Source organism: Ruegeria sp. BE3 (assembly GCF_056538865.1).
This window is the reverse complement of the sequence record NZ_JBQFTW010000001.1, coordinates 584,163-599,431: the sequence shown is the minus strand read 5'-3', so window position 1 is coordinate 599,431 and position 15,269 is coordinate 584,163. Positions and strand designations below refer to the sequence as shown.

General features: G+C 59.0%; 12 protein-coding genes. 4 read left to right on the top strand and 8 right to left on the bottom strand.

Annotated elements, in window-relative coordinates; all coding sequences use genetic code 11:
• Positions 1-5: 5 nt before the first annotated feature.
• Together ACR0AZ_RS02925 and ACR0AZ_RS02920 are read right to left on the bottom strand one after the other, a co-directional pair.
• Positions 6-1,328 carry a PQQ-like beta-propeller repeat protein gene (locus ACR0AZ_RS02925; RefSeq protein WP_480666735.1) on the bottom strand — a complete coding sequence of 441 codons (1,323 nt, stop codon included), beginning with the start codon at positions 1,326-1,328 and terminating at the stop codon, positions 6-8.
• 43 nt (positions 1,329-1,371) lie between these two features.
• Positions 1,372-2,043, bottom strand: a complete 672-nt coding sequence (locus tag ACR0AZ_RS02920) for a hypothetical protein (RefSeq protein WP_480469406.1) — start codon at positions 2,041-2,043, stop codon at positions 1,372-1,374.
• Between the two features lie 226 nt (positions 2,044-2,269).
• Between ACR0AZ_RS02920 and ACR0AZ_RS02915 the strand changes: the two genes are divergently transcribed.
• Together ACR0AZ_RS02915 and ACR0AZ_RS02910 are read left to right on the top strand one after the other, a co-directional pair.
• On the top strand, positions 2,270-3,499 hold the full coding sequence (locus ACR0AZ_RS02915; protein ID WP_480469405.1) for an efflux RND transporter periplasmic adaptor subunit: 1,230 nt from the start codon (positions 2,270-2,272) through the stop codon (positions 3,497-3,499).
• A complete protein-coding gene (locus tag ACR0AZ_RS02910; protein ID WP_480469404.1) occupies positions 3,496-7,263 on the top strand; it encodes an efflux RND transporter permease subunit in 3,768 nt (1,255 codons plus the stop codon). Before ACR0AZ_RS02915 ends, ACR0AZ_RS02910 begins: the two co-directional genes overlap by 4 nt.
• 33 nt (positions 7,264-7,296) lie before the next feature.
• On the opposite strand, the gene ACR0AZ_RS02905 is transcribed toward ACR0AZ_RS02910, so the two are convergent.
• The 3 genes from ACR0AZ_RS02905 to ACR0AZ_RS02895 are packed head-to-tail and all read right to left on the bottom strand — an operon-like array spanning position 7,297 to position 10,981.
• A complete protein-coding gene (locus tag ACR0AZ_RS02905; RefSeq protein WP_480469403.1) occupies positions 7,297-7,704 on the bottom strand; it encodes a DUF2147 domain-containing protein in 408 nt (135 codons plus the stop codon).
• Positions 7,705-7,756: 52 nt separating this feature from the next.
• The gene (locus tag ACR0AZ_RS02900) at positions 7,757-9,568 is read right to left on the bottom strand and encodes an ABCB family ABC transporter ATP-binding protein/permease (RefSeq protein ID WP_480469402.1); all 1,812 of its coding nucleotides are present in this window, start codon (positions 9,566-9,568) and stop codon (positions 7,757-7,759) included.
• 57 nt (positions 9,569-9,625) lie between these two features.
• Positions 9,626-10,981 carry a LysM peptidoglycan-binding domain-containing protein gene (locus tag ACR0AZ_RS02895; protein WP_480666733.1) on the bottom strand — a complete coding sequence of 452 codons (1,356 nt, stop codon included), beginning with the start codon at positions 10,979-10,981 and terminating at the stop codon, positions 9,626-9,628.
• A 126-nt stretch (positions 10,982-11,107) separates the two neighbouring features.
• Between ACR0AZ_RS02895 and ACR0AZ_RS02890 the strand changes: the two genes are divergently transcribed.
• Positions 11,108-11,659, top strand: coding sequence for an LOG family protein (locus tag ACR0AZ_RS02890; protein ID WP_480469400.1), 552 nt, complete (start codon positions 11,108-11,110; stop codon positions 11,657-11,659).
• Positions 11,660-11,708: 49 nt separating this feature from the next.
• On the opposite strand, the gene ACR0AZ_RS02885 is transcribed toward ACR0AZ_RS02890, so the two are convergent.
• The 3 genes from ACR0AZ_RS02885 to ACR0AZ_RS02875 form a co-directional block, all read right to left on the bottom strand.
• Positions 11,709-12,161 (bottom strand): baeRF12 domain-containing protein, encoded by a 453-nt coding sequence (locus tag ACR0AZ_RS02885; RefSeq protein ID WP_480469399.1) that lies wholly within the window; start codon positions 12,159-12,161, stop codon positions 11,709-11,711.
• 287 nt (positions 12,162-12,448) lie between these two features.
• Positions 12,449-13,624, bottom strand: a complete 1,176-nt coding sequence (locus ACR0AZ_RS02880; RefSeq protein ID WP_480666732.1) for a S41 family peptidase — start codon at positions 13,622-13,624, stop codon at positions 12,449-12,451.
• 164 nt (positions 13,625-13,788) lie between these two features.
• Positions 13,789-14,388 carry a superoxide dismutase gene (locus tag ACR0AZ_RS02875; protein WP_480469397.1) on the bottom strand — a complete coding sequence of 200 codons (600 nt, stop codon included), beginning with the start codon at positions 14,386-14,388 and terminating at the stop codon, positions 13,789-13,791.
• 101 nt (positions 14,389-14,489) lie between these two features.
• Between ACR0AZ_RS02875 and ACR0AZ_RS02870 the strand changes: the two genes are divergently transcribed.
• Positions 14,490-15,257: an FkbM family methyltransferase gene (locus ACR0AZ_RS02870; RefSeq protein ID WP_480469396.1), complete on the top strand. Its 768-nt coding sequence runs from the start codon at positions 14,490-14,492 to the stop codon at positions 15,255-15,257.
• Positions 15,258-15,269: the final 12 nt, after the last annotated feature.

Genomic DNA, 15,269 nt, shown 5'->3' with positions numbered 1-15,269 from the left:
TGTCGTCAACGGAAAGCGTGCAATTCACCCTTGGTCGACACGACATAGAGCGTCTGACCCGCCACCACAGGCGCCGTCGTCGCCCCGCCGGGGACTTCGACCTGATGCAGCAGCGCACCGTCGACAGGATTGAAGAAGCGCAGGAAGCCGTCATTCGAGGCTACGACCAGCCGTCCCCCGGCCATGATCGGACCGTAGTGGGCAAAGATCGGTCCGCGGCGTCCTGGCCTGTCTTTGACAAAGCCCGGCAGGTCGATGGCCCAGACAATCGTACCGTCTGTAGCATTCAATCGCACCAATTGGCTGCGGTCGCTGATCAAAAAGACGCTGTTTCCAGCTGGCCAGACCGTGTCGACCGCCCCTTCAAGCGCGGTCCAGTTCCGCTCACCTGAATCGACATCGAACGAGACGGTACGGCCCGAGTGATTGCCGATCAGGATAGCATTGCCAGACACCATAGGCCCGGCGGTGACGTCCACGATCTGAGCAGCCGCTCGGCCACGGCGACCACCCGCTACTGAAGCGGTCCAACGCAGGATCCCCCCTCGGCGGAAGGTTGCCGCAATGTCACCGGACCCAAACGCAAAGACAGAAAACTCCGATGCGATGACCGGCGCGGGTGCGCCCAGTACATTGCCGACGCTCGGGGTGCCATCGATCTGCCAGAGAATCCGACCATCCTTGGTGTTGACGGCCCAACCCGTCTCATCCCCGGCGACGAGATAGAGGATTCCGCCGCTGACCAACGGCGCGCCGCTACCAGTAGCGTTCAAGCGCTTTTGCCATTTCTGAGCACCGGTCTTGGCGTCCAGCGCGGTCAGCCGGCCAAAGCCGGATGAGACATACAGAACCCCGTCAGCATGGGCGAGCCCGCCTCCCGTGGCGTCGCCATCTTTCTCGGAAGGTGGGATAAGGTTCGTGGTCCAGGCCACTTGCCCTTGTGGGGTCACAGCCGAGACATTCGCGCCCGAATCGAGCGTATAAATCAAACCGCCTGCAACAACAGGATCAGCGGTGATCCGCTGTCTGCGACTGTCGCCGCTGCCAATATTGGCGGACCAAACCCGCTGTGGCGTCGTGCTGAGTGCGGCGTTTGTCGTGCGGAAGGCCGGGGTCCCCGGGCTTTGCGACCAGCTTGCATTGCGGCTTTGGGCCGGAAGGCTAATGGGCTTGGCTCCGCGCGTCTCAACCGTTTCATTGTCAAGGGCAGGACGGATATCTTCCCGTTCGCCCGGCAGGATCGTCTCGGGTTCCTGACAGGCGCTCAGTGCTGTCAGGGCAATCGCCGCGACGGGCAATCCAAGGCGTGAGAAGTAACGTGCTACCATGATCTTATGAACTCGTCTGTGAAATCCTGTTTCGCCGCCCGGGTCAGCCCTGTTGGGCCGCGACGGGCTCGGGCTTACCACCCAACGCCACGATCAGCTGCGCTGCACGCTGCTGCAGATCGATGCTGGCTTCGGCGTCCTGCCGCAGCGCTTGCAGCCGGTCCAGCGCCGCCTGCGTATTGCCGTCGGCCACATCGATCAGAGCAAGCTGCTCTTCCGCAAGCAGACGCAAAGGGGCACCGGGTGTTGCCAGCGCTTCGAATTGCTGGCGACGATCGGCAACCGGCAGAGTTTCCGTCTGTAGCAGCAACGCCTTGAAGCTCGCGATTGCGCGATAAATCTCGGGCAGATCGCCCTGTGTCGCAATTGCGTTCAGGCTGTTTACAGCATCCTGATCGGACCCGGCCTCGATTTGAGCCGCCGAGAGCAGCATGTTCAGCACCGCATCTCCGCCCACCGATTGCGTCTCGACCGCCTGCAGGCTGGTCGCCCGTTCGGCCGAGCCGTTTTCAGCAAGAGCCGTCAGAATCGCATCCCCCAACGCCTCGGCCTGACCCGCGTCGCGCGCCTTGCGGTACTCGTTGAACGCAGCCCCGCCGACAATGGCGATGACAGCGACAACACCGACCCAACCCCAGCGCCGCAAGAGCAGGAACATGCGATCACGGCGCACCTCTTCAGTGACCTCATCAATGAAACTGTCGGTATCGCTCATCCCTGCCCCCAGGCTTAGGTGTTCGGTTTTCTAGCGCCATGTCATACCCCGGCCTTTGGGCCAAGCCAAGTGTCCGAATTCACACAATTGCTCGGTTGCCCCCGGGACTTGCTAAAAAAAGTGAACCGAACTATTCAGTTCAGTATGGACAAGCCAAAGACCCGGCCCCATTTCAAGGCGTAAGCGCCGCAACCGGGTGGCCGATCAGATCTGGAGAATACACCGCATGCGTTTGATTTCATTCATCAACGCCGTATTGGTTATAGTCGCATTGTATTTCCTTGTTTTCGAACGCGACGCGTTGTTCGCGTTTGCTGGCCGTGGAGAAGAACAGACCGAAGCGCCAGTTGACGCCACGGAAACCGAACAAACACAGATCGCGGACGCGATTGGCGTCGTCGTATCACGCTCGACTGCGCGGGAAATTGGCAGTGCTGTTCAGCTGCGCGGACAGACTAAAGCCAACCGTCAGGTTGAGGTTCTTGCCGAGACCACCTCGACCGTTGTCTCCGAGCCCAAGCGCAAAGGGGCCTTTGTTGAGACGGGCGACCTGCTGTGTGAACTTGACCCGGGCACCCGCCCTGCAAGCCTCGCCGAAGCGAAGGCCGCCAAACTTGAGGCCGAAAGCCGTGTGCCCGAAGCTGAAGCGCGTCTGCAAGAATCCCACGCTCGTTTGGCCGAAGCCGAAATCAATCTGACCGCCGCGCGCAAATTGTCGGAAACCGGGTTTGGATCGGAAACCCGCCGCATCTCGAGCGAGGCCGAAATGAGCTCGGCCAAAGCAGGCATCAAAAGCGCCGAGGCTGGGCTGGAGGCTACCCAAGCCGGGATCGAAGCCGCAACCGCCGAAGTGGCCGCTGCGCACCGCGAGATGGACAGGCTCACCATCGAAGCCCCGTTCAAAGGACTGTTGGAAAGTGACACAGCCGAGCTTGGCAGCCTGATGCAGCCCGGTTCGCTGTGCGCGACCGTGATCCAGCTGGACCCGATCAAGCTGGTCGGTTTCGTGCCCGAGACCGAGGTAAACCGGATCATCGTCGGCTCGATGGCGTCGGCGCAGCTGGTCACCGGGTTGCAGGTCGAGGGGCGTGTGACTTTCCTCAGCCGCTCAGCCGATGAGACCACCCGGACCTTTGAGGTAGAGATCACTGTTCCCAACCCGGAATTGCTGATCCGTGATGGCCAGACCGCAAATATTCAGATCGCAGCGGAAGGTGTCAAAGCACATCTGCTGCCGCAGTCGGCGCTAACCCTGAACAACGAAGGTCAGATTGGCGTGCGAACCGTCGTCGCAGACAATGTGGTCGACTTTGTGCCGATCCAACTGCTGCGTGACACCGCAGATGGCGTTTGGGTGGGTGGCTTGCCTGAAACCGCTGATATCATCGTAATCGGGCAGGAATTCGTCACCAGAGGCGTAACCGTTGCACCGACCTACAGGGAAGCATCGCAATGACGGGGATCGTCAGTTGGGCCGCAGGCCGGGCCAGGATGGTTCTGGCCTTTATCGCGATCTCGCTGGTTGTTGGCGGGTTCGCCTATGTGGGCCTGCCGAAAGAAGGTGAGCCGGATATCGACATCCCGATGCTGTTCGTATCGGTGCAGTTTCCGGGCATTTCAGCCGAAGACAGCGAAAGCCTGCTGATCAAGCCGATGGAAACCGAGATGGCCGATCTCGACGGGCTGGATACGATGACCGCCACCGCTGCCGAGAGCTATGCGGGCCTTCTATTGGAGTTCGAGTTCGGTTGGGACAAGTCCGCCACCATCGCAGACGTGCGCGACGCCATGAACAGCGCGCAGGCCGACTTCCCCGAGGGGGCCGAGCAATATACGATTACCGAGGTTAACTTCTCGGAATTCCCCATCGTCATCGTCAACCTGACGGGTCCCGTCCCTGAACGTACAATGGCACGCGTTGCCAAAGACCTGCAGGACGAGCTTGAGGCATTGGATGCTGTGCTTGAGGCCGGCATCGCCGGGAACCGTGACGAGATGCTTGAGGTCGTGATCGACCCATTGCGGCTGGAGGCTTATAACGTCACCGCCGCCGAACTGATCAGCGTGGTGCAGAACAACAACCAACTGATTGCCGCCGGTGAAGTTGAGACTGAACAAGGCACGTTCTCGGTCAAAATCCCCTCGTCCTTCAAAACTGCACAGGACGTCTATGGCCTGCCGGTTAAGGTCAATGGGGACCGCGTGGTTACCTTGGGTGAACTGGCCGAGATCAACTATACTTTCGAAGACCGCGAAGGCACGGCCCGCTTCAACGGAGAGTCCACCGTCGCGCTGCAGGTGGTCAAGCGCAAGGGCTATAACTTGATCGATACGGTCGCGCTGATCAAAGCCACCGTGGCCGAGGCCCAGACCAAGTGGCCAGCCGAGCTGCGGGCCGCTGTTGATGTGGGCACCTCGAACGACCAGAGTCGCATCGTCGATTCAATGGTGCGTCAGCTTGAAGGGTCCGTCCTGACCGCCGTCGCACTTGTGATGATCGTGGTTCTGGCGTCTCTGGGAACACGCGCCGCGTTGTTGGTGGGTTTTGCGATCCCGACCTCGTTCCTGCTGTGTTTCGCGTTTCTGGCGATGATCGGGGTCACAATCTCGAACATGGTTATGTTCGGCCTGATTCTTGCCGTGGGTATGTTGGTCGATGGTGCCATCGTTGTGGTGGAATATGCCGACAAACGCATAAAAGAAGGCGTCGGTCCGATGCACGCCTATGTCGAGGCCGCGCAACGGATGTTCTGGCCGATTGTCTCTTCGACCGCCACGACCTTGTGCGCATTCCTGCCGATGCTGTTCTGGCCTGGCATTCCAGGCGAATTCATGAAGATGCTGCCAATCACGCTTATCTTCGTGCTGTCCGCGTCGTTGATCGTGGCGCTGCTCTATCTTCCTGTCGTGGGGGGCGTCTCCGGCCGGATGAGCCGTAGTTTCGACCGCAGCTCGAACTGGCTGCGGGCAAGAACGCCCTGGTGGGTGCGCTTGTTGTTGGTGCCGCCGTCGCTGTACACGATCTTCCTTGGTGCGATGCAGATGCTGAACCCCGGCTATCTGCTGCCCGGAGGCGCGATTGCCGGGGCTCTGATGTTCCTCTTCGGCGCTTTCGCCGGGTCGGTCACTCTGAGCGCTGCCAAAATCCAGCGCGCGCCGGATGATCATGTGCATACCGCCAAAGAACACACGCCGTTTGGCTATGTGATCAAATTCCTGGTCGGCAATCCGATCATGCCAATCGTGTCGCTTGGTCTAGTCGGTTTCGCTGTGATCAGCGTCATGACTGTCTTTGGCGAAAACAACCGCGGTGTTGAATTCTTTGTTGAAAGCGAACCCGAACAGGCCACGGCTTATGTCAGGGCTCGCGGCAACCTGTCTTTGGCCGAGAAGGACGAGATGGTTCTGGAGGCAGAAAAGGTTATCAGCGCCCATCCGGCTGTGATCAACGTTTTTGCCTTTGCCGGTGAAGGTGGCCTGAACCAGAATAACGGCGGAGCCACCGCCCCCGCGGATACCGTGGGCCGCGTTCAGTTCGAGATCATCCCGTGGGAGGATCGTCCGAATGTATCGGAGCCTATCTTCGGGGGGCTCTTCGACCGCCACGTGATCGCGCCGGAATATGATGGCGATTTCGTGCTGGATGAGCTGAATGCCGAACTGGCCAAGATCCCCGGATTCGTCGTCGAAATTCTGCCACTTGAACAAGGCCCCGCCTCGGCCAAGCCCGTCCATCTGCGCATCAAGGGCGACGGTTGGGAAGAGCTGACCTCTTCCGCTCTCGCCGCACGGGAGGCGTTCGAACAGACCCCCGGTCTGATCAAGATCGAAGACACCCTGCCCCTGCCCGGCATCGACTGGCAGATCGACGTTGACGTCGCCAAGGCAGGGCGTTTTGGCGCGGACGTCGCCACCGTCGGCGCAATGGTGCAGCTTGTGACCCGCGGTATCCTGCTGGGTGAAATGCGCCCGGATTCGACCGATGAAGAGATCGAAATCCGCGTCCGCCTGCCCGATCAGGATCGAGTGCTGTCGACGCTCGATACGCTCAAGGTCCGCACGCCGGACGGGCTGGTGCCGCTCTCAAACTTCGTGACCCGCCAGCCGGTGGCCAAACTGGCCGAGATCAACCGGGTCGATCAGCAGCGTTACTATGACGTGAAAGCCGATGTCGAACCGGGGTTGAGCAAGGTCGTGGCCAGTGGCCCGGATGGCAGCACTGAGCGGCTGGCCGTCGTGCGCCCGCTGGCCGAGGGAGCAACCTCTGACCGAGCCATCATCACCGGTCCCGATGGCAGCGAATATGAGCTGGTGCAACTGACCGGTGCAGAGAATATCGGCCAACTGCGCGCAAGCATCGAAGATGGCAGCGCCAGCTTTACTCTGATCAACCCGAACGAGCGGATCGCGGTGCTGACGGAATGGCTGCAGACCGATCCGTTCGGTCGCACCATCAGTTGGGAATGGACCGGCGATCAGGAAGATCAGGCCGAGAGCCAAGCCTTCCTGTCCAGCGCCTTCCTCGCAGCATTGGGTCTGATGTTCGTGATCCTGCTGGCACAGTTCAACTCGTTCTACAACTCGGTGCTGGTATTGTTGGCGGTGGTGCTGTCGACCACCGGTGTTCTGATCGGGATGATGGTGATGCAGCAGCCGTTCTCGATCATCATGACCGGGACGGGCATCGTGGCGCTGGCGGGGATCGTGGTGAACAACAATATCGTTCTGATCGATACCTATCAGGAGTACAGTCGCTATATGCCCCGGATCGAGGCCATCGTCCGCACCGCCGAGGCACGTATTCGTCCCGTTCTGCTGACCACCCTGACCACCATGGCGGGTCTGACGCCAATGATGTTCGGGCTGTCTCTGGACTTCATCAATGGCGGCTACTCAATCGACAGCCCCACCGCGCTGTGGTGGAAGCAATTGGCGACAGCAGTGGTGTTTGGTCTGGGCACGGCGACGGTGCTGACGCTGATCGTGACGCCCTCGCTGCTGGCGTTGCGGGTGTGGGTGACGACTTATGCGGTCTGGCTCGGCAAGGCGCTGGCGCGGGCCACACAGGGGCGCTCCAGCAAGATCGCGCAGGACATGGCCATCGACCAGAGCGCACGCGACATGCAAGCGACCGAGATTGTTTGGAACGATGGCACTGCGTCCGAGGTCAAACAGGATCCGGATCAGCCGCCTGGACCGCCACTCAAAGCAGCAGAATGACACCACAAGGGCCGGATCTTCCGGCCCTTTCTCTTAGCCCTTCAACCGTGACCAGGTCTGATGGGCACAGACCAGATGTTCGCACCCTTTGACCTGCAGCGTGTCGCCCTGCAACGTCATCTGCGGTACCGCATCGACATTGATCAACGGCACCCAGAACTCACCGCCGCCATATTTGCCACCACCTTCGCTGGCGACATCCCAGAACAGCTTTTTGCCGATATTCGGTGTCTGCACCTCTTTGCCCGACGGATCATAGGCCGACAGAATTTGACCGCAGAATTTGTCACCACAGGCAGTGATCTTGATGTGAGAGGTCAGGTTCTTGCGATCCGGCTCGGTCTTCCAGACACCCACAATGGGGTCTGAAAGGGCGATCCCGGGCAATAGGATCAGGACGGCGATAATTGGGGCACTGAAGGTCTTTGGACATCCAAACATAGTAAATCCTCCGCCTATCAAGGCCCCATCATAGCATATCAAAGTCGTGGGATCAGGCCGCCTGCGCATCCGATTGCTGGCGGCTCCAAAGCTGGGCATAACGACCTTCACGCGCCAGCAACTCATCATGAGTGCCCTGCTCGATAATCTCACCACGTTCCAGAACAACGATCCGGTCAGCCTCGGCAATGGTGCTGAGACGATGCGCGATGGTGATCACCGTGCGCCCCTCGCCCGCGCGGGCCAGCGCGTCCTTGATGTCCTGTTCGGTGTCGGTATCCAGTGCCGAGGTTGCCTCGTCCAACAGCAGGATCGGAGGGTTCTTGAGCAACGTACGCGCGATGCCGACCCGCTGTTTCTCGCCGCCGGACAATTTCAGACCACGCTCGCCCACCTTGGTGTCATAGCCCTCGGGCAGGCTGGTAATGAAGTCATGGATCTGTGCGGACCTGGCCGCCGCCTCAACATCCTCCTGCGACGCCCCTTCCCGGCCATAAGCGATGTTGTAGCGGATCGTATCGTTGAACAGCACTGTATCCTGCGGCACGACTCCGATAGACGCGTGCAGGCTGGGCTGACTGACATCACGCACATCCTGCCCGTCGATCTTCAACGCGCCGCCGGTGACATCGTAGAACCGGAACAGCAACCGCCCGATGGTAGATTTGCCTGACCCGGTCGCCCCCACGATGGCCACAGTCTGCCCCGCCGGGACTGTCAGGGACACACCCTTGAGAATTTCGCGGTCTGCCTCATAGCCAAAGCGCACATCTTCCAGAGTGACTTCGCCCCCATTGACTTTCAGGTTCGGCGCGCAAGGCTTATCGGTGACCTCGGCAGGTTGTTCGAGCAGGTCGAACATCTGCCCCATATCCACCAGCGACTGACGGATTTCGCGATAGACCGTGCCTAAAAAGTTCAGCGGCACGGTGATCTGGATCATATAGGCATTGACCATCACGAAATCGCCCACGGTCAGCTGACCGTTTTGCACACCGATTGCGGCAAGAACCATTACGCCAATCAGACCACAGGTGATCAGGAAGGACTGGCCAAAATTCAGGAAAGCCAGCGAATAGGCGGTCTTCAATGCCGCCTTGGCATAAGCCTTCATCGAAACGTCATAGCGTTCAGCTTCGCGTGTTTCAGCGTTGAAATACTTGACTGTTTCGAAGTTCAGAAGACTGTCGATGGCGCGCTGATTGGCCTCGGTGTCCTGATCATTCATCTCGCGGCGCAGCTTTACGCGCCACTCGGTCACGGCGAAGGTGAACCAGATGTACAGCGCGATGGTCGCCGCCACTACGACCAGATACCAGACGTCGAACAGCCACATCAGGATAATGGCCACCAACAGCAATTCCAGTATCAGCGGCCCGATGGAGAACAGCAGGAACCGCAGCAGGAACTCGACACCCTTAACCCCGCGTTCGATGATCCGGCTCAGACCGCCGGTGCGTCGGGTGACGTGGTAGCGCATCGAAAGCTGATGGATATGCTGAAACGTTTCCAGCGCCAAAGCCCGCAGCGCCCGCTGACCCACCGGTGCAAACAGCGCGTCGCGCAACTGCTGAAAGCCCACCGTCATCATACGCGCGACGCCATAGGCCACCGTCAGCCCCACCGCCCCCAGCGCCAGCGGTGGAACACCTTCGCCCGCCAGACCGTCTACCGCGCCTTTGTAAAGGATCGGGGTATAGACCGCGATCAGCTTGGCGACCACCAGCATCACCAGCGCCAGAACCACCCGGCGCTTTACCCAGGCCTCGTCATCGGGCCAGAGATAGGGCGCGACCTTGCGGATCGTGCGCCAGCCGGAACGCTGTTCGTCGGCATCAACTTTCAGGGCTGAGGATCGTCTCATCACGTACCTTGACTGCGGTCAGAGAATGCGCCGGCCCGAACGGGCCGAGGCAGAGTGTTACTCGGGGATGGTGAAAATCTGCCCCGGATAGATCAGGTCTGGATCGCGGATTGAATCGCGGTTTGCCTCGAACAGCCTGACATAGAGGATACCGTCGCCAAACCGCTCACGCGAGATTGCCCAGAGTGTATCACCCTGTTGCACGGTGACGGACCGGATCGGAGGCGTCTCGCTCGGGGTCTCGCCCTGCTCGGTCTCTTCGGCGGCGCGTAAGACTTCGACGGGTTCGCGTTTGAACGGTGTTTCAAGCCGACTGACCACGGTACCATCGGGTGCGACTTCATCCACGCGCAAGGTGTAAACACCCGGATCAATGCCTTCGACTTCGCCACGCCACTGGCCGTCCGGCGCGGGTGGCAGGTCGGCGATCAGCCGGTTATCGAGATAAAGGCGCACGGCCGATCCATCCTGTGCGCGACCCGTCAGTTCCACGTCGCCGGTATCCGAGTAGCCGATCGTATCCAGAGCAATCTGCTTGGGCGGGACATCCGTAACGGTTGGAGGCTGAACGAGTTCGACGCCCTCTTCTCCGGACCGGATGACCGCGATCTGCTGATCTTGGCTTTCGGTGGTTTGCGATGCTTCCGCCTCAGGTTGCGGCTCTGGCGTCGCCTCAGCCTGCTCAGTCACATCCGTTTCGCCACTGGCAACGTCTGTCGTGTCTGCCTCAGCAGTCTCCGACGCGGGCGCTTCGGGTTCTGATTCCGTCACCGCCTCGGTGGTTTCCTCATTCGGTTCCTGTGCTTCCAGGGTCGTCTCGGCCTCGGCAACTTCAACGCTTGGCTCTTCAACGGAAGGAGTGGTTTCCTCAGGCGCAGGTGGCTTCGGCAATGCCGCAATCAGATAGTCATCCGACCGCACGGGTTCACCATCACCCTGTACTTCCAGCACCAGCCCACGCGCAGCATCTGCAAACGGGATCGTAACAAACTCGGCAAATTGACCACTGTTATCCACGACAAAGCTGTGCACGGTCTCTCCGTCCAGCAGCACGATGATCTCGACCCCCGGTTCGGCATTGCCTGACAGAACGGCGTTGCCGTCGGGTTCGACAAAAATCTGATCCAGAACAGGCGCCTGCACGGCGGGGGCCGCGACCTCTTCGTTTTCTGGCTCCGCCTCAACCGTTTCGGATGGCGTCTCTTCGATCGGCCCGGCTTCGGGCTCTGGCGTGGCCTCAGCCGTCTCTTCGTCTGGCTGAGCCACCTCGGCCACCTCAGGCGTCTGTGGCTCTGGCGCTGTGCCGAAGATACCCGACAAGTACAATCCGCCAGCGGCGATCACTGCAACAATCCCGGCAACCAGCCCCCAGATGAAGGTGCCCGAGCTTCCGCTTCCCGAATTGGCGTTCATTCTTTTCCTTTCACTCCGTCGCGTAAATGCTTTGACAGCCAAGCATTCCGACAGACGGTTGAGCCAACCTATCAATCCCGCTATCAGGGGTCAAAACCCCGAACACAAGAGCAGAGAGACCGACCCATGTCCCAGAAATCCGTGTGTGTGTATTGCGGGTCACGCAATGGTGCGAGTCCGGCCTATTCCGAGGCGGCCCGGTCGTTCGGCACCCTGCTGGCCAACGAAGGCTGGCGTCTGGTCTACGGCGCAGGAGATGTGGGACTGATGGGTGAGGTTGCGCGTGCTGCACAAACTGCCGGAGGAGACACATTCGGCGTCATCCCTGTCCACCTGCTGCAGCGCGAAGTCGGCAAAACCGATCTGACGCGATTTGTGGTCACCGAGACCATGCACGAGCGCAAGAAGGTCATGATCATGAACGCAGATGCGGTGATCGTGCTGCCCGGCGGCCCCGGGTCGCTGGATGAACTGTTCGAGGCGCTCACATGGCGGCAGCTGGGTCTGCATGACAAACCCATTCTGGTGCTGAATGTCGACGGCTACTGGGATGCGCTGCATACGCTGCTAGATCAGGTGATCAATCAGGGCTTTGCCGATACGTCACTGGCCGACTTCATCACTTGGGTCGGCACGCCTGATGAGGCCATGGCTCGGCTGCGTGACTTTCTTAACTAAAAAGACAGGCAATCGGGCGGTCGTAACCGCCCGTACCTTCGCTTGATGGTCAGGCGGGCTTTGCAAGCCGCGACTTGAGGATGCGTTCGACTTTGTGCAGCGGATGGTTGGTCAAAGTCTTGTCCACCTCGGCCACCACTTTCGCCAATACTTCGCTATGCAACCTGCGCCGCAACAGGCCCAGCACATGGGGACTGGCGACCAGAACCAACCGCTTATAGGCCCCCTTCAGCCCCTTCCGGTTCAGCAGATTGGCCACGTCCTGAACAAACAGGGATTTAGCGTGAGCCTTCCAGGTATCCTCTTCCACGGCGGATTTCTGATTAGGGCCGGTATCGGACCTGCGCCCTGCCCTGTCGGAGGGTTTTGCCGGGGTCACCTCCTGCTCCTCGACGGATACGACAACGAGATTGGGGTCCTGCGCGTCGGTAATGTTCTCCATCACCAGAGCCTTTTCCCCATCAGCAATGATAACCCATGTTCCCTGTTCAAGTGCGGCCATTATAGTCTCCTGCAAAGATTGACGTGGCTTTCCCCGTCCCCTGGACACAGCTTATCTATCGCGCGATCTAGATGTTTCCGCGCGCTGCGTGATCAGTCCTGAATGTATTGGCGGTTCTCTCCCTCCGCATACTATAGCTAGGGGTTGTGCGGGCCGGTACAATAGGTCTTGGGTCGAAAGTTGACGTATCGGCAGGTTTTCTCTCGCGGCTGCGTCGCCGAGTTGGATCAGCACGTTCGCATGACACAATCTGTAGAGTCAGCCAAGCGGGCTTACTGGCAGTTCGTCTAATCGCTCAGGCTTTTGAGTACTCGTTGGTAGAACGCGCCTTGTGCATCCGCATCAGCAGGTCCTGCGACCCATTCCCGATCCAAGTTCAGTGCCCCGGCGGGTACGATTTGCTGCACGATCTCGGACGGAGTGGTTTCGTCGGTCGTTCCATTCTTCCAGTCGTGAAAGGCTGATGAGTATCGAACGACCGCTCCGCTTGTCGGCAAATCGAGCAGCCCACCCTCAGCAAAGAACTTCAACCCATCACCCATTTCTTCCCCGATGAGTTTGAGCCTATCTCTCACACGACGTTTAAGGATGGCTACAAACACGATCGCTGCGGAAAACGTGAATTTATCGACAAGCACAACAACCTGACTGCCTGCGTTTTCCGAGATGGCGTCGATCAATGGCATCGTTTGAAGAAAGTCGCCACCAGTGTTTCCACGAATGTCAATCAAGAGCGTTTTGTCCGGCCAGGCGCGTACATGTTCTGCTGCACCCGAGATAGCTTTCGGCAGCGCACTTTCGTCTGGATCAAAGAAACTTGGCAACACTATTGAAAGCCCCAATCCCTGCCAGTCCTCAATCTCCACAAATCTCTTAGGTTTCCAGGCCGGATCAACCTTGCCGTGTTCGTTTCTCGGGTAGAGCGTTGATGCAGGAACGGTATATCCATTTTCCACTTTGAAACCGGTTATCCGCCCATTCTCGTCTTGCACGCGATACTCGGTCGTATCGTCTTTTGAAGAAAACCCCAGATGAGCCAGAGCATACGGCCAAGCCAGAAGAATTGATCCGATGACCCGTTTTCTTTGGCGCGTTCCCGCCAGAAACTCATTTGAGGCGGCTTCGATTTGGCTCAAAGCTGCACCGTTGACTGCAATCAACTCGCCTCGCGGCGCAGTTACCCTTGGTGCCGCCCCTATGAGTTGCACCGAACGCCCCACGCTCACGAACCTCAGCGGGAGCACCGAGATCGCATCATTCGGGATCAGCCGTGTGTGCCCATTGTTGGGAAGTGCCAATAGGCGCATCGCGGAAATCAGAAAGGCCTCTTTTGAGCCTTCCAAAGCGTATCGTCTGCAGTCACTAATGCAGCTGTCTATCACGGCTTTCTCGATCCGCCGAAAACTGGGATCGGTTGGCAGGGTAGTTTCTAGAATTTGCTTCAGGTCTTCCGTCAGCGACATGGCCCACAGTGGGCACAGCCGTTCGTCAATGTCTAGATTAAGCTCAGAACTGTCATTTGACGCCGTTTGCGAAGCACCACCACAGCAATAGAAACACCCATTTAAAACGAAAGGCCCACCAGCGTCACCGCCAGCAGGCCACTTTTGATCCCGTTTGGATCAAATCACATCCGCGATGCGACGTTTTCCCAGTTCACCAGGTTGTCGAGGAAGTTCGACAGGTAGGCCGGGCGCTTGTTGCGGAAATCGATGTAGTAGGAATGCTCCCACACGTCGCAACCCAAGAGGGCGGTCTGACCGAAGCACAGCGGGTTCACGCCGTTCTCGGTCTTGGTTACGGCCAGCGAACCGTCTGCGTTCTTAACCAGCCATGCCCAGCCAGAACCGAACTGACCGGCACCAGCGGCGCTGAACTGCGACTTGAACTCGTCAACCGAACCGAAGCTTTCGGTCAGAGCCTTCTCCAGCTCGCCGGGCATCGCGTTACCGTCAGGGCCCATCATCTCCCAGAACTGGTTGTGGTTCCACAGCTGGCTGATGTTGTTGAAGATACCGTTCTGAGCGACGGCGTTCGCGTCGTAGGTGCCAACGATGATCTCTTCCAGCGACTTGCCGTCCCACTCGGTGCCCGCAATCAGCTTGTTGCCGTTATCGACATAGGCCTTGTGGTGCAGGTCATGGTGATATTCCAGCGTTTCTGCGGACATACCCTTGGCTGCCAGCGCGTCATGTGCATAAGGAAGATCAGGAAGTTCAAAAGCCATCTCGGCCCCCTGTTGAAATGAATGTTGCGGTTTCCAAAGGTTACATGCTTTGGCAAATGCCGCAGGTCAAGGGCTGAGACAAGAAAACCCGGAGGCCCGCGATGCTGACACAGGCGCGCAAAATGTTCTATCGCGCCCGCGGATACTATGCGGGCAACCTGAATGGTGAACCTTTTCGCCTGGACCCCTACCACTCGAAATTCTGGCGCAAGGCATCAGCCGGGCGGTGGGAGCCCGAGACATTTTCGGTGCTGGACCAATGTCTGTCGCCCGAGCATGACTATCTCGATATTGGTGCATGGATCGGCCCTACGGTCCTATACGCCGCGCGCCGCGCTCGCCATGTCTGGTGTTTTGAGCCTGACCCAGTGGCTTATCGCCACTTGGTCTGGAATCTAGAGTTGAACGACATCCGCAACGTATCAGCCTTCAGCATCGCCTTGTCTGAGGGGTTTGGGGTGACCCGAATGGCATCGGCACACGGAGAGGCAGGTGATTCCACCTCGTCATTGCTCCACGACGGAAGCCATGGCACTGACGCACTCACTGTCGGTTGGGATCAATTTTCTGAATCCGTCGACCTGTCTAACGTGTCTTTGGTCAAAATGGATATCGAAGGCGCTGAATTTTCGGTCCTGCCTTCTCTGCTGCCTTGGTTAAAAATAGATAACCCTGCGCTGTTTCTCTCAACGCACGCACCTTATCTGAGCGCAGACAACCGCAGCGCAGCTATGAACAAACTATCAAAAGACCTGGCTTTCTATCGCCATTGCCACGACCCACACACAGGCGAAACCGGCAAGTCAGCCCTCACGGGCCAGCGTGCACTCACTCAGTTCCCGACATTCCTGTTCAGCGCGAACCCCTGACACCCGAGACAG